Origin of the sequence: Virgibacillus salexigens, from assembly GCF_000723585.1 — a bacterium.
In the GTDB taxonomy this organism is placed as follows: Bacteria; Bacillota; Bacilli; order Bacillales; family Amphibacillaceae; genus Virgibacillus; species Virgibacillus salexigens.
In genome coordinates, this window is record NZ_CCDP010000002.1 from 401,567 (window position 1) to 428,495 (window position 26,929).

Here is a 26,929-nt window from a genome sequence, read left to right on the forward strand (position 1 = left end):
GTCCTTTGCGGACAATGTCGGCAAACCCCTCTGCTAGGGTAAGGAAGCTGAAACCGCACCCGTGGAAAGCGACGTATCCTGACGGAGCGATGATAGAACCAGTTTTATGTAAATAAATCATCCGAACGGATTCGAGTGAAATCGTTCGGATGATGATAGAAATAAGCTACTTTGGTCCTCGTCTCTTTAACTTATGGTCTGCTTTCTTCTCTTCCTTTTACTGCACTTATGTATCAGTTATAAAGAATTATAAGAAGTGAGACTTTTAACGAAGAATAGATGCTTTCTTAGGAATACGATTAAGATAATCTTGTAAAGCATACACATCATCGTTAACAGCAGCAGATCCAACTAGGTACATTGCTTTAAATTTCTCCAAACTTGTATAGCATGGTAATTGATAACGTGTAGCAAGTTCTCGAATATAAAAACCTATTTTCTCTTTCTCCCTTCCTTGTTCAGGAATATTTACGATCATGTCAGGCTTTTCTTTTTCAAATGATTCGTAAATACGCTCTCTATCTTTCAGAACCGAAGCTGCGGGTAAACCATGTGAAATTAGATAGTTAGCAGTCCCCTTCGTTGCTATAATAGTAGCTCCCTTTTCAGCACAGTTTTGAAAATAGGCAAGGCTTTCTTCCTTCATACGATCAGCAATTGAAGCAAAAATAATTGGATTAGATGGACGATTATTTGAAACTAATTTTGCAAAAGCCTTTTCTTTACATTTGGACATCGCTATTGCTTCACCAGTCGATTTCATTTCTGGACCTAAAAGGTGATCAACTCCCTTTAACTTTCCAGCTGAAAAAACAGGAGCCTTGATAGAAATATAATGCGGTTCGCTACAAAGGCCAGTTTGGGGTGCCAAGTTTTGTATTGTTTGACCCAATTGTACATTTACGGCAAGTTCAATCATTGCAATATCTGTTACTTTGCTAATAAAAGGAACTGTTCGTGACGAACGAGGATTTACTTCTAATACAAAAACGGTATCATGAAAAATGACAAATTGAATATTCATCATCCCAACAATCGGAACTGACTGAGCAATGGTTTGTGATATATTTGTGATTTTCCGTTTTTCAGAATCACTTAAAGAAAATGGCGGAAACACTGCCATGCTATCACCTGAGTGAACTCCAGCTTTTTCTACATGCTCAAATATCCCTGGAATAATAATGTCTTTTCCATCGCTAATAACATCAACTTCACACTCCTTCCCGGGCAGATAAGGATCGATCAGTAGTGGCCAACAACGATCATTGGTGTCATATTGTATTCGCGTAACAAAATGATACAATTCTTCTTGGTTATAGCAAATAAACATGGATTGCCCACCAATTACATAGGAAGGGCGAATAAGCACGGGAAAACCTAATTCTTTCGTAGATACTGTTAATTCATCTATATTCTTAACAATATGCCCTTTAATATGGTCAATAGATAAGCTATCTAATAGTTGATAAAATTGTTCACGATCTTCCATTTGATCGATATTTTCTGGTGCTGTTCCTAAAACCTCAACCCCTTCTTTTTTTAAACCATTCGCTAGGTTGATAGCCGTTTGACCTCCAAATTGAACGAGTACTCCATCCACTGCTTCTTTATATACAACCGATAATACATCTTCTAAAGCTAATGGTTCAAAATATAATCGATCAGCAACTGAATAATCTGTGCTCACCGTTTCAGGGTTATTATTCATCACAATTGCTTCATATCCAAGCTCCTTTACCGCTATGGCAGCATGTACTGAACAATAATCAAATTCAACGCCTTGTCCGATACGAATTGGACCAGAACCCAATACAAGAATTTTCTTTTTATCATATTTTACTGACACTTCATCCTGCCCATGCCAAGTAGAGTAATAATAAGGAGTAATTGCATCAAATTCTCCTGCGCACGTATCTACTAATTTGTAGCTTGGTTTCATTTGCATGTACTGATATTTCTGCCGTAAGACGGTGGCAGTAGTGTTCAGTAACTCAGCAATACGTTCATCACTGATATTGAAACGTTTGGCTTGTTGTAATGTATCTCTCGAAATAGATGTAATGGTTTCATTTGTAATTAATTGTTCTAAATAAAAGATCCTCTCCATTTTCCGCAAATACCATGGATCGATTTGAGTAACTTGAGTCAGTTCCTCAATACAATAACCTCGTTCTAGAGCCTCATAAATAGCAAACAATCGTAAATCATTTGGTACTTCCAGAAGTTGCAACAGTTGCTTTGGCGTTTTTTCATGCATTTTAGGCCAATGCATACAATAAACATTCATCTCCAACGAACGTACAGCCTTATTTAAAGCTGCCTCAAATGTACGGTCAATTGCCATTACCTCGCCAGTGGCCTTCATTTGTGTACCTAACGTACGATCCGCCTCTGTAAATTTATCGTAGGGGAATCGAGGTAGCTTGACGACGACATAATCCAGCGCAGGTTCAAATGATGCATATGTATTTTCCGTAATTGGATTACTAATTTCATCCAATTGATATCCAAGCGCGCATTTCGTAGCAATTCTAGCAATTGGGTAACCAGTGGCCTTAGATGCTAGAGCAGATGAGCGACTAACCCTGGGATTTACTTCAATAATGCAATATTCATTTGAATTCGGATCTAAGGCAAATTGAATATTACAGCCACCAACAACCCCAAGTGCCCGGATGACTTTTAATGAAGAGGCACGCAGCAATTGATACTGTGTATCAGATAATGTTTGGGATGGTGCCACTACCATGGAATCTCCAGTATGCACACCTACCGGATCCATATTTTCCATATTGCACACAATGATACAAGTATCATTTGCATCCCGCATGACTTCATATTCAACTTCTTTCCAACCTTTAATACTCTTTTCAACTAATACTTGGTGAATGGGACTTAACTCTAGAGCCTTCTGCAGATGATTAAGCAGTTCCGATTCATCGTATGCAAATCCACCACCTTCACCACCAAGTGTATATGCTGGACGTAAAATAACCGGATATCCAATCTCGAAAGCAAAGTCAACACCTTCTTGGACAGTTTCCACTACTTTTGACGCGGAAACAGGTTCATTTAAATCTAGCATTAACTGACGAAATAATTCTCTACTTTCTCCTTTTTGAATAGAGTCTACAGATGTACCAAGGATTTCAACCTGATGTTCAGCTAAGACGCCCTTATCATGTAAAGCTATCGTCAAATTTAATCCAGTTTGACCGCCAAGAGTACCAATCAATCCATCTGGCTTCTCCTTTGCGATAATAATTTCAAGCGTCGCTACATTCAACGGCTCCATATATACTTTATCCGCTATCTGTTTATCTGTCATAATTGTTGCAGGATTATTATTAGCTAAAATGACTTCAATTCCCTCTTCCTTCAATGTCAAACAAGCTTGTGTACCAGCATAATCAAACTCAGCCGCTTGACCAATCACAATAGGTCCTGATCCAATTACAAGTATTTTCTTTAAAGTTGTACGCTTTCCCATACCTGTTTCCCCCCTGATAATCTTGCTGTTTCGATAAAATCAGTAAAAATATATTCCGTATCACTGGGACCTGGATGTGCTTCTGGATGAAATTGAACCGATGTAATTGGTAATTTTTTGTGCTTCATTCCTTCTACCGAACCATCGTTCACATTTTTAAAAAGCAGTTGAAAATCTTCTGAATTTATACCATCAGCTAACACTACATATCCATGGTTTTGTGACGTCATATTCACTTTTCCTGTCACTAGATTTTTCACAGGATGGTTAGCTCCACGATGGCCAAATGGCATTTTTTCTGTTCTGCCACCAAAGGCTAAAGCAATTAATTGGTGGCCTAAGCATATTCCTAAAGTTGGATAATTTTCAGAAAGATGTTTGATTAGTGGAAAATGTGCATGTAAATCTTTGGGATCTCCAGGGCCATTGCTAATGATAACGCCATCAGGATATAGTTCCTCAATCTCGTTATAAGAAGTTGAGTTCGGTACAATTGTCACCTTACAATGTTCATGAATTAAAGCTTCAACAATTGATTTTTTATACCCAAAGTCAATCAATACAATATGACAGTTTCCTCTACCCATTACAACTGGCCGTTTCACACTGACTTGTTCAACAAGAGTACGACTGTTCGGAATATTGAACTTATGTATATAATCAGGAAAAACCTTTTCTAACACAATTCTTCCTTTAACAGTTTGATATTTTCTAATAGTTGAAACAAGCGATCGCGTATCTACATGTTTAAGCCCTGGTATCGCAGCTGCTTTTAAATTCTGTGATAAAGTCATCTCCGATTCAAAATGGCTCGGTTCATCACAAACATCATTTAATATTACGGCAGCAGCTTGAACCGTATTACTTTCATGGTTATATGAACTTATCCCATAATTACCAATAATGGGGTAAGATAAAGTTAGTATTTGACCAGCATAAGATGGATCAGTAAGCATTTCTTGATATCCAGTCATACTGGTATTAAACACAACTTCACCAGCAACCTCGCTCTCATATCCTATCCAATCTCCGGTAAATGTTTCACCAGTTTCTAACACGAGATATCCTTTTGTCATTTATCTTTCACCCCTATACTATATTTTTTTAATTATTGACTATTATAGTTTTCCGCCATCAATTTATCAAGCATATTTATTAGTTTTATTTTATAATTATTCATAATAACATCTATTTTATGCTTTTTTTTGCATATAAAAGGAATAAAAATACAAAAAGGGCTGAAAAACAGCCCTTTTATCCTTTATTTGCTTTTTGTACGAAAGAAAACGTTCCATTCATGGAGACATCGTATAAAAAAGGTTTCCTGTTGTTATCACAGGAAACCAAATGACTAATTAATATATTTTTCTAAGAAACGATTTAATTTATCAATATATTTTTCTTTATGGGTAACAAATGCTTCTCCATGGCCAGCATTATCAAATGTTATTAAATCCGCTTCACTTTTCGTATTTTCATATAATTCCTGACTCATCCTAGTAGGGACAAATGTGTCTGAATTCCCATGAATATAAAGGATTGGCGTTTCTGATTTCTTCACTTGATTAAGCGCAGAGGCTTCTTGTAAACCATAGCCTGCTCGCATTTTCGTAATAACACTCGTACTTGGTAAGACAGGAAACGCTGGCAAATGGAACATCCGATCCATCTGATAATCGAACATATCGTAAACACTTGTATATGGGCTATCTGCAACAATTGCCTTCACATTATCTGGTAATTCCTCACCACTTGCCATTAAAACGGTAGCAGCTCCCATAGAAACACCATGTAATATGATTTCCGTATCTTCCCCTTGCTCTTCAATTACTCTATTAATCCAGTCCAAATAATCAATACGATCATGCCAGCCGAACCCTATATAATCTCCCTGACTTTCGCCATGACCTCTTAGATCAGCCGTAAACATATTATAACCTAGTTCCTCATAATAATATTGCCCAAACATCCCCATATCCATAGCATTACCTAGATATCCATGTGCAAATATAACCGTTTTATTTGTTTCTTCCTTTGCCTCTAAGTAATATCCTTGTAATTGAAGGTCATCGTAAGATGTCATTTTCCAAGTTTCAAAATCTTGGTTGCGAACCCAATCCCTCCAATCTCCTTCTAGCATTTCATCTAAAGCTTCAGCTGAAACCTCTAAATCCGAATTGTCTTGAAGAAAATCTTTCACATTACGAGCGATCGCTAAATTATAAAAATAAAAACTAGCTATGATATCTATTACTAAAAGGATCGCAAGTAGTCCGATCCCTATCCGAATCCATGTTTTTTTCTTCAAACTCGCTCTCCTCCCTTTTAAAGCATTACCCTTTCTATTATACAGGAGAACAAGTTTCATCATAACCTTTTTTCATTGGTACTTGTTTACAATAAAGCAAACAAACTATATTCACTCCAATCTAAAAAGCTTCTGTACCTCTTTTTTCATGTGGAGCAGGACGATATGTAAAATAAATCTAAAAAGGGCCGGACACAATTAAAAAAGGTAACCAAAAGCCAAATGATAAAACAGGAATGAAATGAAATAAACACTGATAAGGGTGCCGTCAACATACGAAGCAAAACAGCACGAGTGGAAGATCCCTCAGGAAAGTGTTCAGATGAGGGGCAACGAATCTCGTCCTTTGCGGATAATGACGGCATCCACCTGCCGAGGCAAGGAAGGTGAAACCGTGTCCGCGGAAAGCGAAGTATGTTGACGAAGCAATAATAGAACTTGTTTTATGTAAACAAATAATCCGAACGGATTCGAGTGAAATCGTTCGGATTATGATAGGAATAAGCTACTTTTTGTCTCAGTCTCTATTCTAGTTCATCTTTGCTTTTACTTCCTTCAATTGTTCAATATGCCGCATTTCATGATAGCCAACAAACGGAATATATTGATATAAGCTTAGCTCACCAAAAGCAGGATGCGGATATGCTTTCTCCCTTAATGTCTTCTTATCTGCTGTCTTTTCTAAATTTTGTAGTCCTTCATGACTTGCCGCAAGCTTTTGTTTCATTTCTTCCAAGGTGGCAAATGCTTCACTTGGTATAGCAAATTCTGGAGCGTCTACTTTAACAGAACGATTAACAGTAAAATGAATGGGTTTCTCATCCACTGTTTTCGTATCACCAAGAATTATTTGTTGTTGAATTGTCTTTGTAATGGCTGCTTCCATTAAAAAAAGATGCTCAAGAATTTGCTTCACTGACCATTGATCAGTTGACGGTTTTAGGTTTAATTGTTCATCTGTTAGTCCACTTACTTCAGACAACAACGTTTCACGTGCCTGTTCGTTTATTTGCACCATCATCAACTCCTTCAACCAATTATAAATCGAAACGATAAAATTCGATAGCTTTTCGCTATTTCTTCCTTAACGAATTTAATAAAGCTAATTTAGCTTCTAGTGAAATAGCCCGGATTCGTCTGATTTCTTTTTTAGTTTATTTGTTTGTTTATTAATTATTGGTTTTAAGAAGGCGCCAATGATAATTGCTGCCCCTCCGAATATACATAGGAAGAGAATATCTTTGGTGGCCCTATCCCATACAATCCCCCCTACAGCTTCGCGCATTAAATCAATGCCATAGGAGAACGGTAAAAATGGATGGATAACTTGAAAGAATTCTGGCAGCAAGACGACTGGATAGGTGCCGCCTGCTCCAGCAATTTGTAACACTAATAGTACAATAACCATGGCTTTACCAACATCACCAAACACAGAGACCAGCGTGTAAATAATCATCATAAATACCATGCTGATAAGTAAACCAAATCCAATAAACCAATATGGGTGCGTAACGCCAACATTTAATAATAATAAATCGCCACTTGTGACAATGATTGTTTGCAATAAACCAATAGTTATAAAGGTAAATAGTTTACCAAAATAAATTTGTCTACCCGTAAAGTCATCTGATCGATGACTATCTGCTGATAGTAGAGATATCAATAATAAGCCGCCCACCCAAATTGCTAATACCGTATAAAAAGGTGTCATGCCTGTTCCATAATTTTCTATTGGAAATAATTTGTTCTCATTTAATTGAACAGGTTCAGCGAAGAAACCTTTTTCAGCTTCTGGATTATTCTGTAATAGTTGAATTATCTCATTAATATCCGTTTCTCCTTGTATTTCTCGAATCCTATCTGCTAATTCATTCACTTTACTATTTACATAAGGAAACTCTCCAAGTGCATATTCCAGTATATCTTCGCCTTCTCCTAAGCTCCCTTCCGTATTGGAAAGAATTCGCTCTACTTCAGGAATTGTATTTTGAATGTCTACCAATATTCCTCGTGCATTTGCTAATGTAGACTGTGCGCGATCAATTTCCCCCATAACCGTCGGTTCAATATTCTCTTTATATTCTTTAACAAAATCATCTATACTTGTTGAAACATTACTTGACAGCTCTTGTAATTCTGCAATTGTTTGTTGTACTTCTGCATGTTTATCCGTGATAAAAGCAGCAACTTCTTCATTTTTTGTTTGCACCTCATTTAGACGCTGTTGCAGCTCCTCTAACTGTTGTTGTGCTTGATCAATTTTTTCATTATTTGCACCATTCCCTGTATCTCCCGACTGATCATCCTGATTTTGCTCTTGCAATTGATCTAATGCCTGATTAATCGTCGTTATTCTTTGCATAGCTTGCGTAATCTGTTCATTCACTTGATCCGTAAGCTCTTCCCCATTACTAAAATCAATTTCTGAATGTTGGATATCCTGTATAAAATTATTTGTTTTATTAGCTATTTCTTGGACGCGATTTAAGTCTTCTTCAATTTTGGGTGCCATCTCTTCTAATCGCGTTTCTGCTTTATTAAGAAATTCGGTTGTATTATCAATCGTTTGCATTCCCTCGCCAGTGACACGTTCAGCTTCTGGTACTAATGCTTGAGCTTGATTAATAATATTCTGTGCACTACTCGCATCTGTTAATGACTGATTTAGCAAATCATGGATTTCCGGTAACTTTTTCTCCATCTCAAAAATATAATTTTCAAACCGCTTAATATCTGGTAAATCCTTCTCTAATTCAACACCAAGATTATTAAACATATCAAAAATGACACCATTCACAGTGGAAATAAAATTACTACTAATTTGTTCCACGATCACGGAAGCACCTTTTTCTGTGATTTTTGGAGCAATGGCGTTAACCTTCTCATTCACATAATACTCAACATCCGCTTTTTCTGGTTCATCTTCAACGACGGTGCCTAGTTTTTCTGAGAAATTTTTGGGGATAACAATAACTGCAAAATAGTCTCCGTATTCTACTTTTTCCATCGCAGTATCTCTATCTGTGAATTGCCAATCCATTGATTTATCTTCCTTGAGCGTTGCAACTAAATCATCTCCAACATGAATTTGCTGACCCCGAACGGTTGCACCTGCATCTTCGTTAACGACACCGATAGGAATTTGATCTGTCTGTCCATACGGGTCCCATGATGCCTTGATATTAAACCATGCATATAATGATGGTAATAATATCAATCCACCAATTAAAATAGCCGCTACCCAATTTGTAGCAATGTTTTTTATATCTTTTGAATAAATTCTAAAGCTGTTTTTCATACAACTCAACCTCTTTTTACATAATAAATGAATGACTATTCATCTTAGGGCAAAAAAACGATAATATCATGGATGATTATAACAACGTTGTAGAAGTAAATCCAGCCATTTTCAGGAAGATATTGTATTCACAATATTCTTTTTGTGATATGTAAATGAATGCAACCGGATACAACGGGATACTTATAGGAATATGTAAAAGACCTGCTTTTTATTAGCAGGTCAATATATTTAATATACTTATGTGGACAATCTCTATCCAGTTTCTTAAAATATGTGACTATACTGTTTTAGATATGCTTATCTTCCAACTAGCTCCTGTACCAATATGATATGCGTTTGCAAACGATCCTTGATTTAATGCAACACCGAGTTTGTCTAATGAATTTACATAGATTAATGGTTCCCCTAATTGAGTATCAGCAAAAGAACGTCCAAATGTCATGCTATTATTATATACTTCATGAGAATTGTTGGTAATTCTCACATTTAACAAGTCACCATACGCTATTCCTGCCGCTTCAAAAGATTCTCGATCAATGTTCGTCCAAAGGTTGCCAAACCGCACATCCAATATATCAATATGTCCGAATACTTCTCCATTTTCGACCGTTGGATTTGGCTTAGGTAAACTAATTACAGTGTCTACATCTATTTCTGGACCCACTTCTTCAAAATTTATCACAGAAGACGCCAATCTTGCTCCTGTATAGACATACACATCACGACCATGAAATGTATAAGAATCTCCAGATTGCGGTAAACGGTTTACATTTTCATCAATAATTCGTGCTTCTCTTATTCCAATATGTTCTTTTATATGGGTTAGTGTCCCATTATTAGGTGTTACAATATAATGATTATCTGTCGTTTTTATAACGATACTCAGTCTGTTCGTCCCTACCCCAGGATCTACGACAGATACAAAAACGGTGTCTTTCGGCCAATATGAAATTGTTTGATACAAACGATAAGAAGCATTCCATATATTATACGGTGGTATGTCATGGGTCAAATCAAAGATTCGAACTTCAGGATCCACTGAAATTGCTACCCCATACATAGCACTAACTGCTCCATCACTCACCCCAAAGTCTGTTTGTAATACAAGTTGCTTAAACATGTGAACCCCTCCAATATGATTAACTAAAAAACCACGTCTTTACCGTAGAATCGATAAGGACGTGGTTTGTAACGTGGTACCACCTTATTTCACTATTTAATTACATAAATAGCCTTTATAAGTACACTAGCTATATTAGCATGGATACTATGATATTAATAACGAGTACCAAATCCCGTCGCAACCTACTTATAATAAAAATTATGTTCAGTTCGAAGCTCTATGAGACCATTGTTCAAGTTTGACGTTTAACTTCTTCTCAGCAAACGAAGCTCTCTGAATAAACAATTCAAACCCTACTTTTCTCTGTCATCGCCTTTTAATTGCTAAATTTACAAATAGTATACGTAATATAGAAAAATAAATCAAGTATCAATTTTTCAAAATATTACAGGAACTAAGCAAATATTCACATCCCGTAACATAATTATCGTCGATTAATACTACCAATATAATCTCTGTAACCCTTTACACATACTTGTTTCACAGGGCTTCTAACCCATGGAAAGCCTGTCCATGAATAGGCAGTTTATACTCAAAAAACTGAAATCTGTGAATTTTATACCATTTCCTAATAATTTCCACAATTATTACATTATTTATAGTATAATGGTGGGGACAGGATATGCAGGGTGTAAGATGGAAGCTTAGTGAAAAGGCTTCTTATACTTGGCGACTGGTAATCCCCTAAGGGAAAGGGGCTGAAAAAAATTGATACCAATTGACAAGACACTTGAGCTGATGTTCTCGTTCGCCACGCTTGTATTGTTGATTGTAAATAGCCGAGAAAACAAGTAAGCACCCTGTCGACGATAGTAACAAGGATCAGGTGAGATGCGTTTGTATCCTATGTTGCAATGTCGCCGTTCCTTGCGGATATCTCTGTCTGAGTCGCAAGTTGCCGCTTGCGACTCATTTGCCGTCCCCAACCTCTATCTCGCCATAACCTTTACTTAAAAAACAACCAATGTAATCTTATTACGTTTCCATCAAAAATATTCATAATCAAGTTAAATGTAATGAATTATCTAAGTATTATTATTATACCCTATTTTGACATAGATAATCGACATAAATATTGATTTTTTGAGGGTTATTCGCTTTGTTTTTGTACTATTCGCTAAGATATGAAAGAATAACTTTCCATTCTTCCAGTTTTCCTGAAAATGACTTCGTGTACCTCCCAGGAATCGGACTTGTTGAAGGTAACTTAACTACATCTACTGGTTTAATTAACGCCGTTGAAAAATACTTCCTAAACGTTTGATACGATTTCCCCCCGTTACAAGCGATTAATTTAATTGTTGGGTACTTATCTAACAACTCTAAAATATTATTAGGGACTTCTTTCTTGATATTGGCATCGAGACTACCTTCACGATAACAATTTGCAATTGTATCCCACAAGGCGATTTGATGCTGTTTGCAGAGTTTTATTTTTTCATGGTAATCCTCTTTTAAAGGTTTATCAAATAAAGTAAACATGATTTTCCAAAAATGATTTCGAGGATTTCCATAGTATTCTTGCTTTTCTAATGAAATCCCACCTGGCATCGATCCTAAAATAAGAACAATAGGATCAGAAGGTAAGATTGGTTCAAATGAAGTTAACGTTTCCAAAAAAAATCACCTCTTATTTATGATTAACGAAAATAGAATCGGGAAAATGATAAATAGTACGCTATGAAAGAAGGGTTAAAAATGAAAGCAATTGTTATCACTAATTATGGTAAATCGGAACAACTTAAAGAACAAGAAGTACCCTTACCTACTATAAAGAATAATCAAGTTTTGGTTGAATTGCACGCAACAGCCGTTAATCCAATTGACTGGAAACTTCGTGAAGGCTATTTAAAGGAGAAGTTTGATTTTGACTTCCCTATTATCCTAGGCTGGGATGCAGCAGGGATTGTGAAACAAGTAGGAGAAGAAGTGACTCAATTTCAAGTTGGAGATCGTGTATTTGCAAGACCCGCCACAACAGCTAATGGCACTTATGCAGAATACACAGCAGTAGATGAGAAACGATTAGCCAAACTACCTTCCTCCATCACGTTCGATGAAGCGGCTGGTGTTCCATTGGCTGGATTAACTGCTTGGCAATGCCTTGTAGACTTTGCCAAAATCAAGCAAGGAGACAACGTATTGATTCATGCTGGTTCAGGCGGTGTAGGTAGCTTCGCTATCCAAATCGCCAAGTATTTTGGTGCGTATGTGGCGACAACCGCTAGCGAAAAAAACGAAGCGCTGGTAAAAGAATTAGGAGCAGATCATTTGATTAACTATCAAGCAGAAAACTTCGAAGAAATTTTATCAGATTATGATATCGTTGTGGATACAATGGGTGGAGATATACAGCTGAAGAGTTTTCAAATTTTAAAAGAGGGAGGAAAACTTGTTTCTATCGCGGAACCACCTGATGAAGATATAGCACGTGAAAATGGTATTGTTGCAGGATTCTTATGGTTAGAAGAAAACGGCAAACAATTAGCAGAAATTGCGGAACTTCTTGAAGAAGGAAAAATAAAACCTACCATTGGCCATACTTTCCCTCTTACGGAGGAAGGTCTACAGAAAGCCCATCAGCTTAGTGAAACACATCATGCAAAAGGAAAAATAATTATAAAAATAAAGTAGTTTTGAGACACAAAAGTAATTAAATAAAGAAAAAAACCAAACGAATGATACTTGAATATTCGTTTGGCTTTTTCTGAAACGCTGATGATTACTATGGATACCGTTGTAAGTATTGTAAATAAAATAAAGGGAACTCCAGCTGCAATAACAAGTATCTAGAGATGCAGACAGATGATCGATTTTTGTATACCGACTTAGCTCCAGACCGCGCCCGCGAAAAGCATTCCATATTTTTCATGGCGTTTTTTCAACTGTAGAGATTAATTAAATTCAATCCTACGTATTGGTGTTAATAATTTATCTATTATTGTGATTTTTCACGTTTTTTCAGTATATCCGTATCTTGTATTTTTTTGAGTACTCTATGGTAATACCTTATAAGCTGATCCCGATAATTCTTGATAAAAAGTCCATCCCAAAATAGTAGATAGATATTTGCTAACACAATAGCTAAAGCAAACAGGTTTCCATTCCAAATTTGTGAAAAAACATAGCTAATCGAATGAACACCCTCTGGTCTTCCCACTGAAAACAAAAATGAAAATAACGGGGCGGCGAACGATAAGATAATTGCTGTGTAGGCATATGAAATCGACCTATTTTTAAAATTACTGATTAAAGCTGTAGTTAATGTAAAAACCAAGAAAATAAAATAAAAGACCCAAATCCATGTTGGTAAAGACACCAATTTGTTATCACTCCCTTTAACTTATCTTATTCTATTCTCTTCCCTATTTCGATCCGATTGAATCTGTAGTATGAATAATTCGAGAGACGATTTATTTATCCAATTACTCCCCCAGACATCATCATTTTCCAGCATTGCCCCAAGCAGCCAAATTCTTCTAGCCGTTATAAATAGCGGCAAACTTTGAAAATCATCATCGGATAAGTTTCTTTCCTCTAAATAAGCAGACAGAAAAGCATTCCAGCAAGCTTTTTCTTCACTTTGATAATTGCTTCTTATATTCCACCAGGCAACTGCAATATCATAAGCTCTATACCCAATTGCACTGCAGTCAAAATCGAACACTTCAAGATTCCCTTGGTTTATATGCATATTATGATTGTGAAAGTCACCATGACAAAATCCAACTTCAAGTTTCTTATTAGATAGTTCTTTTTTTATATTCTTTACTGCATTTGCTATTTCTTCTTCAGCTTCCTCTCCTAAATATGCTTTAATTAATGGATTGATTCGTGATAACGGTTCATCGAGCAAATGGGATTCATCTAATTTAAATCCCCGATAATTTGATGAACGAAAGTCGTCGGTTAGACTATGCATCTTACCAAGTAATTCCCCAATTTTCCCAGCATGATTTGGCTGGATAGTGGGACGTTCTCCTGGAGAGTATGTAAAAAGCACACCATACCGCGTCCCTTCAGGGGCTTCTATGGTACTAATCATCGTTCCATCACTTTTAATTATCGGATAGGATACAGGAAATCGCCTTTGTTTCAGGTGCTGTAGCCCGTCCGCCTCAAACTGAATAGAGGAATAATCCCTCCATCCATGACGGTAAACGCGGTATATATAGTAATCATTAGCTGTTTTTATTCGATATGTATCATTTAATCCTCTTGTCAGAAAGGTACATTCATCCACGTGGCCAATGTCATAGGTATGCATTAATCCCTTTATGGATGCCTCAGTTATTAACGTATGTTTTGGTTGGACCGCTGTCATATCTATACCCCCAAAAATCATCAAACATTGTTATTACTAACTTCTCTAACAAGCGTAACGTGTCTTAATAAAATTTCACAAGCAAAATTAGTTCATTTTTTTTATAAATTTTCACACAAAACACTTCGGTATTTGTTATGATGGTACATATCTGTATCGAGGTGACGTCATGAAAGCAATACTGATCGGTATATTTGCGGCATTGTTCTTTTCGGTTACATTCATTTTAAATCGTTCGATGGAATTAGAAGGGGGCAGTTGGGCATGGAGCGCTTCCCTTCGCTTTCTATTTATGCTTCCTATGTTATTCATTATTGTTGGCTATCAACAAAATGTCAAACCTGTCCTTACACATATAAGATCTCATCCATGGCCATGGATTCTATGGAGTACCGTCGGTTTCGGCTTATTTTATGCACCCTTAACCTTTGCTACAATATATGGACCAGGGTGGCTAGTTGCAGCGACATTTCAATTAACGATTATTGCAGGATCTATCCTCGTTCCATTATTAAATCAAAAAGTGAAACAGCGTATTCCTTATCGTGCAGTAGTTATCTCTTTCATTATTATCGTTGGGGTGTTCTTTATCCAATTTGAACATGCATCTGCTGTATCATGGTTAAGTGTTATTTTATGTGTCGTGCCAATTCTTATCTCAGCATTTGCTTATCCATTAGGAAACCGAAAAATGATGTTAATGGTGAAAGGGGAATTAAATACCTTTCAACGTATCCTCGGTATGACAATTGCATCCATGCCATTTTGGATATTCCTATCAGTTTTTGGGTTTTTATCTCACGGAGCCCCTGATTCAAGTCAACTTGTGCAGACATTCATTGTTGCCATTTCATCTGGCATTATAGCTACAGCTCTTTTCTTTTATGCCACAGAGCAAGTACAGCATGATAACCATAAACTCGCTGGAGTAGAAGCTACACAATCTGGAGAAGTAATTTTTGTACTAGGTGGAGAATTATTATTTTTAAGTGTTCCCATGCCAGGAGCATTATCTTATATTGGTATTTCATTCGTAATTATCGGAATGATTTTACATAGTTTGCTATCTATTATTAGTGACCGAAAACAAAAATGGACGCCAAAAAAAGCAGGAATAAATTAGAAAAGGATGATTCTCACCGCTGAGATCATCCTTTTTTCTAGGCTTCCTTTTGTCGTACAGCATTTGTTTTATTCTCTGTTGGTGTTTTATCTTTAATAAAAAAAGCTAGGACTAAACCAATAAACGAAATGCCCGTTGCTACATAAAAAGCGATATTCACACCATGAATTTGATCTATAGCAGTAACTTGACTACCACTATTTAATGTAGAAGCAGTCATGATTGTGATTAATAATGCCGTTCCAATCGATGCAGCGACCTGTCTCATTGTATTTGTCATGGCTGAACCATGTGGAATTAAACGATTGGATAATTGATTTAATCCAGCTGTTGTAGAAGGCATCATAATCATCGATATCCCAAACATTCTTAACGCAAATACAACCGTTAAATAAGCGAAAGAGGTATCTGGCGTCAAATTAGTATAAAGAAACGATGTTATCGTCAGTAATAAAAGACCAATAATAACAAGATACCTCGCGCCAAATTTATCAAAGATCCTACCATTAATTGGTGACATAATTCCCATCAGTAAAGCTCCAGGGAGGATCATTAATCCAGACTCAAAAGCAGAGAAACCTGCCATGTTTTGCATATATATAGGAAGTATCGTCTCTGCAGAAATAAGTCCAATAAATCCAATCATCCCTATGATCATCGTTATGGTGAAAATTTTATTTTGAAATACTCTAAATTCTAAAATGGGCTGTGCTAATTTAAATTGACGGGTAATAAAAATGCCTAATGAAATGAAACCTACTAGTAAAGAAATAATTACTACTCGATCAGACCAGCCGATATTTCCCGCACTGCTGAATCCATATAGAATACCGCCAAAACCAAGTGTTGAAAAAATAATAGAAAGGATATCAACTTTTGGAAATGTACGCTTTGTAATATTTTTCATTACAAAATAAGCGACAATAATATCAATGATTGCTAAAGGTAACACAATATAAAACAATGATCGCCACGGAAAATGCTCGACTAGCCACCCTGAAATAGAAGGCCCTAAAGCCGGAGCAAAACCGATAACCAATCCAACTGTTCCCATTGCCGTCCCTCTTTTTTCAACTGGGAAAATTAACAGGAATATCGTCATCATTAAAGGCATCATAATTCCAGCACCTGCAGCTTGAATAATCCTACCGACCATCAATAAGAGAAAGTTTGGTGATAATGCACATATGAGCGTCCCTAATGCGAATATGCTCATTGCTGTAATGAACAAGCGTCTAGTTGTGAACGTTTCTATTAAAAAGGCAGTAATCGGTATCATGATCCCATTTACTAGCATAAAGATCGTAGTCACCCATTGTGCCGTGTTCTCAGTTAATTGTAAATCCGTCATGATATGAGGGATCGCTGTCGCCAGCAGCGTTTGATTTAATATTGCCAAGAAAGCTCCTGTTATGAGTACGATGACGATTGGTAGTTTATTTATTTCTCCTAAATTGTCTATATCGTTTTGTTTCATTTTTTCCCCCCTATTCGTTGAAATTTAAAGTATAATCCTCTTAAAAAGTACCTTTCATTTTAACAGATATATCTTTTTTTACAATAAGTTAGCCTGCGTTATCCATACATGGTTAATCGTATTTGATTATTACCGTTTACGCGAGAACAGCTTTATGGGCAAGAGCATAGAATGAATAAAAACGAAGTGAGTATGTAAAGGGGAGTACAACATGTATTATAACTATTACCCACATCGAGTGGACCAAGTTTTCGCTGAAATTAATGGTGGCCCTTTAGCTCCTGAAATTAACGGTTTCGTAACGTTTCAACAAGTCTACAACGGAACCATGGTTTGTGCTCAAATCGAAGGGCTTCCGCCATATCAAGCCGGACAAGGAGACGGAAGACCGATCGGGCCTCATGGATTTCATCTTCATGAAAACGGCAGCTGTCAAATAGGTGATCAACAAAACCCTTTCCAAGAGGCAGGAGAGCACTGGAATCCAACAGATCAACCACATGGTAACCATGCTGGTGATTTCCCTGTTCTATTTTCCAACAATGGCTTTGCGTATATCTGCTTCTTCACCAATAAGTTTCTTCCAACTGATGTTATCGGAAAAGCAATCATCATTCATCAATCGCCTGATGATTACCGTACTCAGCCAGCGGGTGATGCAGGAAAACGATTAGCTTGCGGTGTTATTCAAGGCAGGTAATCTAACTTTTAAGCATTATACAGAATCTGAAATATAAAAATGAATAGGGGCGAATAACAGCTACCTAGCAACATATAAAAAGACGCTCTGTATCTAGCTTAACTTAGCTAGATACAGAGCGTCTTTTTCCATAACCAAGAGAACGACATACGTCATCCAGTTAAAAAGCCTGTAGAAAAACACAGGGGGTTCTCTACAAGCTGAGTACAGATGGTATTCTGTTATTGTCTTATCTTTTACGTTTAAGATGCCTCTTGTTCTTTTAATACTACCGACTTATTTTCTTTTCGTTGTGACAGCATATTAAATAAAATATTTAATAAAATTGCTGTTATACTTCCAGCAACAATGCCGTTACTAGTTAAGATTTGAATACTATCAGGAAGTTTAGCAAATAACTCCGGAACCACTGTTACACCTAAGCCCATACCAACCGAACAAGCAATAATCATTGCATTTTCGGATGATTCTGTAATTACTGGGCCTAGCATTTTAATTCCTTGTGAAATCACCATTCCAAACATTGCAATCATAGCTCCGCCTAATACTGCCGACGGGATAATTGTGGTTAATGCAGCAATTTTTGGAATCAGACCAAGAACAATTAACATACATCCCATAATGATAATAACCTTCTTTTTCTTTACACCTGTTATTTGCATTAGTCCTACATTTTGTGAAAAAGCGGTATATGGGAAAGCATTAAATATTCCACCTAATAAAATAGCTACCCCTTCCGCTCGATATCCTTTTGCTAAATCCTTTCCTTTTAATTTACGATTCGTCATATCTCCAAGCGCAAAATAGACACCTGTTGATTCGACTAATGATACGATAGCTACAAGGATCATGGTAATAATCGCTGACCATTCAAAAGTTGGTGTACCGAAATAAAATGGATGAGGCATATGAAAATAGGAAGCTTCTGCAACAGACTGTAAATTTACTTTTCCCATAATAGAAGCAACAATTGTTCCTGCAATTAATCCTAATAGAATAGAAATAGATTGAATAAATCCTTTTGTGAATCGATATAATAGAATAATAAAAAATAAGGTGCCAAAAGATAAACCAATATTCGCTAAGGAACCAAAATCGCTTGCTCCTTCTCCGCCTCCCATATTGTTAATTGCAACAGGGATTAATGTTATCCCAATTATCGTTACTACGGAACCAGTTACTACCGGAGGGAAGAAACGTACCAAACTACCAAAAACACCGCTAATTAATATAACCACTAAACCCGATACAAGAATAGCTCCATAAATTGCCGAAACACCAAACTGACCGCCTATCGCAATCATTGGTCCTACTGCAGTAAACGTACAACCTAGAACAACTGGAAGACCAATTCCAATAAGACGATTGTTAAGTACCTGTAAAATCGTAGCAACCCCACACATCAATATATCGATTGCCACTAAATACGTTAATTGTGTAGAAGTTAATCCGAGCGCTTCACCAACTATTAGCGGAACGAGGATAGCTCCTGCATACATAGCAAGCAAGTGTTGAAACCCTAAAGTTGCGTTTTTCATACGACTTTTTCCTCCTTCATAAACGTCACTTGCCCGTCGGTGAGCTCTGCAATGTTCGCAAGTGTTTCTACCCGATACCCTTGATTACGAATTTTTCTTCCACCTTCTTGAAATCCTTTTTCTATCACAATTCCAATTCCAGCAAGTTGGGCATCTGCTTGTTGTAGAATATTAATCATGCCTATTACTGCTTGTCCATTTGCCAAAAAATCGTCCATGATTAATACGGTGTCTTCACTCGTAATAAAATCCTGAGAAATAGAAATCTCATTGGCTTCCCTTTTAGTAAACGAATATACTTCAGCAGAATACAAATGATTAGTTAATGTTAATGATTTTCGTTTGCGGGCAAAAATCACCGGTACCCCCATCGTTAACCCCGTCATAACAGCTGGAGCGATTCCCGACGATTCTAATGTTAAAATTTTTGTTACTCCAGCATCAGCATAACGATCAGCGAATTCCCTACCAATCTCTTGCATCAATTCTGGATCTATTTGATGGTTCAAAAACGAATCAACCTTTAAAACGGATTCTGACAAAACTTTTCCTTCTGATAAGATCTTTTGCTTTAAAGCTTCCATGAAAATCTTCCTTTCTAGCAGTGATGTTGGACAATAATAAAAAAGTTCGAAAACCAGTTTCCGTAAGAACCATGAACGGAAGCTGGTTTTCGAACTTTTTAATACAGTCGAAATAGCGAAAGAAATTGCATTGCAATAAGCACATACAATATCCCTCTTCCAGTACGTTTTCATAGTCGGTTCATTTACGGTAAACCGGTAGAAACTTGCAGGCCATATCCCCGCGATTATATGAAAAAATAATTATTTGAATGTAATTAGTATAGCATGTGAGTGTGATTTAACAACCCCCTCCCTAATAAAACTAACATTCCAATAATTTTGATAGGCTATATTTTCCATTCTAAAAATTCAAGGCGATTACCGAATGGATCAACTACATAAAATCGATTTGCTCCAGGCAATAATTGATCTTCTATGACATTAATTTGACTCAATACGAATCGGTTTTTTAACTCCTGTAAATGTTGAACACGAATAGCTGGATGTGCCTTTCTAGAAGGTTTAAACGGATCTTCTATACCAACATGTATTTGTAGCGATCTTGCTTGAAACCAAACACCGCCATTTTTTCGTAATGGTTCTGGCTTATCGATCAGCTCCATTCCTAAAATCCCTTGGTAAAATGCAATTGCTTGCTCCTCTCCATTACATGGAGCTGCTAGTTGAACATGATCAAAACATTCCAGTTGAAAAGACAATGTAATCCCTCCCTGGTAATAGATTAAGTGAATGTGAGAACAAATGCTAATATCCGTTTCAAATCCAATATGATCAGATTTTATTATATATAGGTTGAATAGGTTTCATAGTACCTAGCTATGTTTTATGATTAGTGTGAGAGAGGTGATTTATAATGAACGAATTTACTCATAAACTTTTTCAACGTATCCACTATGAGCAATCAAATCGAATTGATTTCAACAATATATCCACACTCATGCACCAATTTGCCAGGCATATTCCCTTTGAAAACATTGATGTTATCAATAAACGGGCATTGACTATTAACCGCACCAATTTACAACAGAAAATAATAAATCAGCAGCGGGGTGGACTCTGCTATGAATTAAATCCGTTTTTTTACTATTTACTAAAAGAATTGGGATTTGATGTACAAATGATTACGGCCACGATTACTGTACCTAAAAACGGGATCAAAGGGACACATATTGCCAACCTTCTATCTATTAACCAACGGAAGTATATTGTTGATGTTGGATTCGGTTCGCATCTAGCATTGCAGCCAATTCCGCTTAGCGGCGAGATAATCCATGCAACAACAGGAGATTTTCAAATCACTCAAAAGCATACAGATAGAGGTGATTATCAACTAGTGAAATATCAGAATGATCTCATTCAAGCAGGATATGCATTCTTTACAAACGCTGTAGACGAAAATGATGTTAATCAAGTAAGAGAAACCATTACTTCTCATCCTAATTCTCCATTCAATCATAGCGTATTACTATCTAAACTAACGGAAGAAGGGCACATTACACTAACAAAAGATACATTCACGGAAATAAAAAATGGGAAAAAGAATAAACTAAAATTAGATACGCATTCGTTCAAGCAGTTATCTGAAGAGCGTTTTGGAATCACAAATATATAAGCTTTTCATATGGATACCAACCAAGCGCTTGACGCTGTTCTAATAAGAGCAACCTAATCACTGACCGCTACAAAGCGAGATTCTCCTTAGAATTTGCTGCATAACGATCATCAGTATGGCACCTGTTCGATTTTATGCTTTGTTTTCAGCGAATAAGTACGAGAAGACTCGTTAGGCTCGTTGGTCGCATCAGCCATACCACAGTCGTAAAATTTATAATTACTAAGGAAACCAAAAAGACCAGTTTCATTAGAAACTGGTCTACTTTATTTACGTATAATAGTAACAGGCCACATTTGCCGTATTATCTAATAAAAAGTTTTAAACCACCACTTCGCTAAGTGGGTGTTTGCAGAAATTGTCCTGCCTTCCGTTCATGGACGGCTCGACATTAGAATTCCGATGTAAAACTCCCTATTCATTCATTAGAGGTTAAAACTTAATTAAATACGTACAACGTAGCTTGTAATATTTATATTATACGTTATGAAATGAATAATCAATGGTAAAATTATCCTAAATTCAAAGAAGGATTATTCAAAATAATTGTTCGTAGACTTCTGTTAATTCTTTTACGCGATTATCGAATTGTACTTCTTTTGCATAATTTATCTCATTTTCCAATACATCATTTAAATACGTTAATTCTTCTTCACTCAACTGTTTAACAAAGGCTACTTCACTTGCAAAATGACCTTGTTCCATTTTTCCTACGATCGTTTGACAATACGGATTATCCATGTAGTTAGACAAGGATTCTCTAAGATATTTTAATGTATGGTCGATCTTCTTCACCTCTTAAATTTTTGTGTTCTTTTTCTTTGCTCGTTGTTCTAATTGTGATTTAGGTTGTTGATCTGCCGTATCTTCTGATAAGCCTTGTGGATTTACACTTGTTTGTGCATTTCGTTTTTGATATGGTTCTTTTTCTTTAGTCATAAAAAACACCTCCATTTATAGTCTGACAAAAATACTGTAATGTATGCCTACGATAAAGAATTACTTTTTATTTAATATTTCATACTGATCACGTAGTGCACGCTTAAGTACTTTTCCACTCGGGTTCTTTGGCAATGCATCTGTAAAGGTCACATACTTAGGAACTTTAAATCTGGTCAAATGCTCCTTACAAAATTGCTCAACCACTTCTTTCGATAACGTTACATCTTTTTTGGGGACAATAATTGCCGTAACCGCTTCAATCCAGTATGGATCCGGAATACTTATAACAGCGACCTCTGATACTCCTTCCAATTGATAAATTACTTCTTCTACCTCTCTACTTGAAACATTTATTCCACCCGTATTAATCATATCTTTCTTACGATCAATAATCGTAATATACCCTTCCTCATCCATCTTTCCTAGATCACCACTATGGAACCAACCATTCCGAAAGGCTTCACGAGTCTTAACTGGATCATATAAATACCCCTTCATTGCATGGGGTGTTCGATGCACAATCTCACCAACTTCTCCACGGGCAACTTCCTCATCCTGGTCGTTCACAATTCTTGTTTCAACATATAAGGATGGCGTTCCAGCTGAACCAATCTTTCTTAACTGGTCTTCCGGTTGCAAGACAGTGGCTAGTGGTGCAACCTCTGTTTGACCATATAAGTTCCAGAATTTTGCGTTTGGCAATCGACTCGACAATTCTTTTAGTATTTCTCTTGGCATAATTGCTGCGCCATAATAACATTTTCTTAGTGTAGATAAATCTCGCACCTCAAAATCAGGATGACGGAGTATCGCTATCCATACAGTAGGAGGACAAAATAGCTGTGATGCACCAGTTTCTTCAATTGTTTTAAGAATCAACTCCGGAGTAGCTTTTTCAAGGATGATACTACTGCATCCAATATATATACTCGGACCTAAAAATACATGTAATTGCGCGCTATGATATAGTGGCAATGCATGAATCATAATGTCATCGCTTTCCATTTTTCCACTGAAAACACAACTTGCGTATTCGTTCATGATGCTTTTATGCGTGAGCATAACCCCTTTTGGCCGTGATTCTGTACCACTTGTATATAACACATGACAGAGGTCATCATCAGCAATTTCAACTTCAATCTTTGCATTAGAATTGTGCCCATATTGTATATCCTTTAAGTTCTTCCATCCTTCTACCTGGTCTTCACTGTTCTCCATTATATACCGATATTTAATTTCTTTCGCTTTTTCCTTCGCTGAAATATCTAGTACATCCGCGTACGCTTTAGATGCGATAAATCCCGAAGCTTTCGCATGTTCAATAATGTAAGCTGTATCCGTTGTACTCAACATATAATTAATTGGGATCATCACTGCCCCAATACGTGCAAGAGCAAAATTGACTATCACAAAGTCCAAGCTGTTTTTCGACATGACAATGATCATATCTCCTTTACCCATCCCATCTCTCTTAAAACCATATGCTGTGAGAGTTACTAGTGTATCTAATTCCTTGTACGTAACTGTCACCCCATTGTAAGCGATTGCGTTTTTATCTGGCATTCTAGCTGCTGTCCGTGAGAGTATATCACTAAGCGTGTTCCGTCTTGCACGTTGAATCATTTTCACTTCATCATGTACATTTGCCTGCGTGTTCATTTACTCACCCCTCAAATTATAAAATTTATATAAAAAGATAGAATTTTCTTTTTTTTAGTTTAATTCAGATATTTAATAAAAGCAAGAAGCTTGGTTTTAAACAAAGCAAAATCCCAATTACTTCGGATGGTAGTTGGGATTTTAACGTTTTTTTTTTGAAATATCTTACTGCCAAAAGGAATGAAATAAGGATAATTTTTGAGGAACAATAAGGCGTCCGAAGCTTGATGCGAGTAGGTATGGTTTGTTTACCAAAGTTATCGTTTCGGCGGAAAGCATGGCTTATTTCTTGCAATTATGATGATGCCGATGCAGCTACTCGTTTTAGTTATTCCTCCATCCATTTAAATATATATTCGTTTAGGTTGATTTTTCTTTTTTTTCTTTGGAGTAACATATCCTCGCTCATAAATTCTACCAGTTTGTAAATTGCATCTATCTAAAAATGTTTCTAATGATTTGGCTTCACTTTCCCTAAACGCATGATGAAATAGTGCTGCTGCTACTCTGGCATCCTCAAGCGCATGATGATGATTAAACGTCATCTGTAGAAAGTTCGCTAGTGTATGTAACTTATAATTAGTTAAGTCGGGCCAAAATTGCTTGGACAATCCAACGGTACAAAGATAATTCATTTCAGGATAGGGTAATCCAAAATAATCAAGTGTTTGCCGAATAACACTCATATCAAAACTAGCATTATGCGCAATTACTAAACCACTTCTTAAATACGATTTGATCGATGGCCAAATTTCAGGAAACGTCGGTTCACCCACGACATCAGCTTCATTAATTCCATGCACGTGAATATTCATAGAATTAAAATGCATAAGTGGATTAATTAAATGATAGAATTCATCAATAATTTTTCCATCCTCTAAAACTACTATCCCCACTGCACATGGACTAAATCTTTTTTCATTTGCTGTTTCAAAATCAATCGAGACAACCCTCATATTTCTCCTCTTCTTTCTTTTATTCAATATTAGGATATTTCCAAAATATCCCACGCGGTAATCATACCCAATAATTGTTTGGAAGGTTTACCATTTTTGGTAATGAGCAATGCTTCTAGTCGCCTTCCTTTACTTGTATGTTCTTTAAAAATTTCTATGGCCTCATATATTGTCATTCCATGATGTATAAAACGAGAATTATCTTGTTTTTCAAATGGCAAGATCTCTTCTAGTTGACAACTACTCTTAGCAAATGACTCTTCTTGCTTTTTACTAGCTAGCCAGTTCGTTATCCCCTTTTGGGTTAATAATCCTTTGTACGTATCTCCTTGATAAATAGGAAATTTAGATAACTGTTTTTCATGAATAATTGTTAAAAGTTGATTTAACGGATCGTTACTCTGATAACAAAGTACTTGCCTAGAAAATAAAGGAGTTACCCGTTTTGGCTCATTTAATTCTATTTCAATTTCTTCAATTCTCTCCACAATTGCATCATGCGGTTCTGCAATGGCATGTGTCATATCTAATTTATTATGTACGATAGCATTTCGTAGTTCTGCAAACTCCAAAAGATCATCACTATATTCGCGAACGAGGGCGTTAGAATTTCTAAGTATTTTTACAGCCTTAGAGAAACCTACATCTTTCTTATGAATTAATAACGCACGTAGCATTTTTTCTATTCGGTTGAATGCAGTAAGAAAACGCTCTGAGTTTTGATACATGGTTGTACTCCTCATTTTCATAGTAAGATGGGAAATAACGCCTTTTTTTCAGTAGATTGATTCATGGGTTTCGAAAAAAATAGAATGAAGCGGTTCTTCATCCCGAAAATGAAACATTGTGTTTATTGACTATGGCAGTTTATTTCCTGCTACTTGATAAATGTCATACCACTCTTTTCGAGTAATCTGAAGGTCAGATGCTGTTGCTATTAGTGACAAACGCTCTTGATTCATCGTACCTACAACAGGTTGAATTCCTGCAGGGTGACGTAGAATCCATGCAATAGCAATTGCTGTTTTTGTTACTCCGTATGTTTCAGCTATTTCCATAAGCTTTGTATTTAATTCAGGGAATTTTTCATTATCAATAAAAACGCCCTCAAAGAATCCATATTGAAATGGTGACCAAGCTTGTATTGTCATATGATTCATTCGAGAATAATCTAATACACTTCCATCTCGATTTATTCCATTTACATGCTGCGTGTTTACTTGCAGACCTGCATCGACCATTCCAGAATGCATAATACTGAATTGTAATTGATTAACAATTAAATCTTGTGCAACGTATTGCTTTAATAATTCTATTTGTAATGGGTTATGATTACTCACACCGAATTGTCTAACTTTACCACTATCTTTAAGAACTTGGAATGCCTCTGCCACCTCTTCAGGTTTCATTAACGCATCCGGACGGTGGAGTAATAATACATCAAGGTACTCTGTCTGGAGACGTTTAAGTATTCCATCTACTGATTCTACTATATGGTTTTTAGAAAAATCAAAGAACCCCTCTCGTATTCCACACTTTGATTGAATTTTCATTTTTTCTCGTACCGAAGGACGCATTTGAATAGCTTTAGCAAATATTTCTTCGGAATGCCCTCCGCCATAGATATCTGCATGATCAAAGAAGTCGATTCCAAGACCCAATGCATGGTGAAGTAATTTTTCCGCTTCCATTACAGACAATTGAGTTAGCCGCATACAGCCAAATGCAAGGTTAGAAACAAATAGGTCACTCTTTCCCAACTTTAATTTGCGCATACCACTCATCTCCT

22 protein-coding genes, 1 riboswitch and 1 other annotated feature are annotated in these 26,929 nt (G+C 36.5%); of the genes, 4 read left to right on the forward strand and 18 right to left on the reverse strand.

Features of this window, described 5'->3' with window-relative positions:
* Nucleotides 1-265: 265 nt before the first annotated feature.
* The 7 genes from carB to BN990_RS14850 form a co-directional block, all read right to left on the reverse strand.
* Complete coding sequence (carB, locus tag BN990_RS14820) at nucleotides 266-3,490, reverse strand: carbamoyl-phosphate synthase (glutamine-hydrolyzing) large subunit (protein ID WP_038245696.1); 3,225 nt, start codon at nucleotides 3,488-3,490, stop codon at nucleotides 266-268.
* Complete coding sequence (locus tag BN990_RS14825; RefSeq protein ID WP_038245697.1) at nucleotides 3,469-4,566, reverse strand: carbamoyl phosphate synthase small subunit; 1,098 nt, start codon at nucleotides 4,564-4,566, stop codon at nucleotides 3,469-3,471. Before BN990_RS14825 ends, carB begins: the two co-directional genes overlap by 22 nt.
* 275 nt (nucleotides 4,567-4,841) lie before the next feature.
* Complete coding sequence (locus BN990_RS14830; protein WP_038245698.1) at nucleotides 4,842-5,798, reverse strand: alpha/beta hydrolase; 957 nt, start codon at nucleotides 5,796-5,798, stop codon at nucleotides 4,842-4,844.
* Between the two features lie 529 nt (nucleotides 5,799-6,327).
* On the reverse strand, nucleotides 6,328-6,816 hold the full coding sequence (locus tag BN990_RS14835) for a DinB family protein (protein ID WP_021292071.1): 489 nt from the start codon (nucleotides 6,814-6,816) through the stop codon (nucleotides 6,328-6,330).
* Between the two features lie 96 nt (nucleotides 6,817-6,912).
* A complete protein-coding gene (locus tag BN990_RS14840) occupies nucleotides 6,913-9,096 on the reverse strand; it encodes a YhgE/Pip domain-containing protein (protein WP_021292070.1) in 2,184 nt (727 codons plus the stop codon).
* Between the two features lie 280 nt (nucleotides 9,097-9,376).
* Nucleotides 9,377-10,219, reverse strand: a complete 843-nt coding sequence (locus BN990_RS14845) for an SAM hydrolase/SAM-dependent halogenase family protein (RefSeq protein WP_021292069.1) — start codon at nucleotides 10,217-10,219, stop codon at nucleotides 9,377-9,379.
* A gap of 52 nt (nucleotides 10,220-10,271) precedes the next feature.
* Nucleotides 10,272-10,541 (reverse strand) — a binding site (T-box leader).
* Nucleotides 10,542-11,332: 791 nt separating this feature from the next.
* The gene (locus BN990_RS14850) at nucleotides 11,333-11,839 is read right to left on the reverse strand and encodes a DNA-deoxyinosine glycosylase (protein ID WP_021292068.1); all 507 of its coding nucleotides are present in this window, start codon (nucleotides 11,837-11,839) and stop codon (nucleotides 11,333-11,335) included.
* Nucleotides 11,840-11,920: 81 nt separating this feature from the next.
* On the opposite strand from BN990_RS14850, the gene BN990_RS14855 reads away from it, so the two are divergent.
* Entirely contained in the window at nucleotides 11,921-12,856 is a 936-nt protein-coding gene (locus BN990_RS14855) for an NADP-dependent oxidoreductase (RefSeq protein WP_038245699.1), read from the forward strand.
* Nucleotides 12,857-13,565: 709 nt separating this feature from the next.
* Here BN990_RS14855 and BN990_RS21580 read toward each other — a convergent pair.
* Nucleotides 13,566-14,546 (reverse strand): phosphotransferase, encoded by a 981-nt coding sequence (locus BN990_RS21580; RefSeq protein WP_051739221.1) that lies wholly within the window; start codon nucleotides 14,544-14,546, stop codon nucleotides 13,566-13,568.
* A 169-nt stretch (nucleotides 14,547-14,715) separates the two neighbouring features.
* On the opposite strand from BN990_RS21580, the gene BN990_RS14870 reads away from it, so the two are divergent.
* On the forward strand, nucleotides 14,716-15,669 hold the full coding sequence (locus BN990_RS14870; protein WP_021292064.1) for a DMT family transporter: 954 nt from the start codon (nucleotides 14,716-14,718) through the stop codon (nucleotides 15,667-15,669).
* 37 nt (nucleotides 15,670-15,706) lie between these two features.
* Here the strand turns inward: BN990_RS14870 and BN990_RS14875 are convergent, their stop codons facing one another.
* The gene (locus BN990_RS14875) at nucleotides 15,707-17,146 is read right to left on the reverse strand and encodes an MDR family MFS transporter (protein ID WP_038245700.1); all 1,440 of its coding nucleotides are present in this window, start codon (nucleotides 17,144-17,146) and stop codon (nucleotides 15,707-15,709) included.
* A 211-nt stretch (nucleotides 17,147-17,357) separates the two neighbouring features.
* On the opposite strand from BN990_RS14875, the gene BN990_RS14880 reads away from it, so the two are divergent.
* Nucleotides 17,358-17,846, forward strand: a complete 489-nt coding sequence (locus BN990_RS14880; protein WP_038245701.1) for a superoxide dismutase family protein — start codon at nucleotides 17,358-17,360, stop codon at nucleotides 17,844-17,846.
* A 242-nt stretch (nucleotides 17,847-18,088) separates the two neighbouring features.
* Here the strand turns inward: BN990_RS14880 and BN990_RS14885 are convergent, their stop codons facing one another.
* The 3 genes from BN990_RS14885 to BN990_RS14895 all read right to left on the reverse strand — a co-directional run bounded on the left by BN990_RS14885 (nucleotide 18,089) and on the right by BN990_RS14895 (nucleotide 20,669).
* Nucleotides 18,089-19,384, reverse strand: coding sequence for a nucleobase:cation symporter-2 family protein (locus BN990_RS14885; protein WP_021292061.1), 1,296 nt, complete (start codon nucleotides 19,382-19,384; stop codon nucleotides 18,089-18,091).
* Nucleotides 19,381-19,968: a xanthine phosphoribosyltransferase gene (locus BN990_RS14890; RefSeq protein ID WP_038245702.1), complete on the reverse strand. Its 588-nt coding sequence runs from the start codon at nucleotides 19,966-19,968 to the stop codon at nucleotides 19,381-19,383. Before BN990_RS14890 ends, BN990_RS14885 begins: the two co-directional genes overlap by 4 nt.
* Nucleotides 19,969-20,121: 153 nt before the next feature.
* A riboswitch (purine riboswitch) is annotated at nucleotides 20,122-20,223 on the reverse strand.
* 74 nt (nucleotides 20,224-20,297) lie between these two features.
* Nucleotides 20,298-20,669, reverse strand: a complete 372-nt coding sequence (locus BN990_RS14895; RefSeq protein WP_021292059.1) for a VOC family protein — start codon at nucleotides 20,667-20,669, stop codon at nucleotides 20,298-20,300.
* Nucleotides 20,670-20,824: 155 nt separating this feature from the next.
* Here BN990_RS14895 and BN990_RS14900 point away from each other — a divergent pair, with 155 nt between their 5' ends.
* Nucleotides 20,825-21,583 carry an arylamine N-acetyltransferase family protein gene (locus BN990_RS14900; RefSeq protein WP_021292058.1) on the forward strand — a complete coding sequence of 253 codons (759 nt, stop codon included), beginning with the start codon at nucleotides 20,825-20,827 and terminating at the stop codon, nucleotides 21,581-21,583.
* Nucleotides 21,584-22,120: 537 nt separating this feature from the next.
* On the opposite strand, the gene BN990_RS14905 is transcribed toward BN990_RS14900, so the two are convergent.
* From BN990_RS14905 to BN990_RS14925, 6 genes are all read right to left on the reverse strand, one after another.
* Nucleotides 22,121-22,378 (reverse strand): sporulation protein, encoded by a 258-nt coding sequence (locus BN990_RS14905; protein WP_272945487.1) that lies wholly within the window; start codon nucleotides 22,376-22,378, stop codon nucleotides 22,121-22,123.
* A 3-nt stretch (nucleotides 22,379-22,381) separates the two neighbouring features.
* Complete coding sequence (gene sspL / locus BN990_RS22035; RefSeq protein ID WP_021292056.1) at nucleotides 22,382-22,522, reverse strand: small, acid-soluble spore protein L; 141 nt, start codon at nucleotides 22,520-22,522, stop codon at nucleotides 22,382-22,384.
* Nucleotides 22,523-22,582: 60 nt separating this feature from the next.
* The gene (locus tag BN990_RS14910; protein WP_232620917.1) at nucleotides 22,583-24,184 is read right to left on the reverse strand and encodes a fatty acyl-CoA synthetase; all 1,602 of its coding nucleotides are present in this window, start codon (nucleotides 24,182-24,184) and stop codon (nucleotides 22,583-22,585) included.
* A 344-nt stretch (nucleotides 24,185-24,528) separates the two neighbouring features.
* Entirely contained in the window at nucleotides 24,529-25,140 is a 612-nt protein-coding gene (locus BN990_RS14915; protein ID WP_021292054.1) for a 3'-5' exonuclease, read from the reverse strand.
* A gap of 29 nt (nucleotides 25,141-25,169) precedes the next feature.
* A complete protein-coding gene (locus tag BN990_RS14920) occupies nucleotides 25,170-25,868 on the reverse strand; it encodes a CBS domain-containing protein (RefSeq protein WP_038245703.1) in 699 nt (232 codons plus the stop codon).
* A 129-nt stretch (nucleotides 25,869-25,997) separates the two neighbouring features.
* Complete coding sequence (locus BN990_RS14925; RefSeq protein WP_038245704.1) at nucleotides 25,998-26,915, reverse strand: aldo/keto reductase; 918 nt, start codon at nucleotides 26,913-26,915, stop codon at nucleotides 25,998-26,000.
* Nucleotides 26,916-26,929 lie beyond the last annotated feature (14 nt).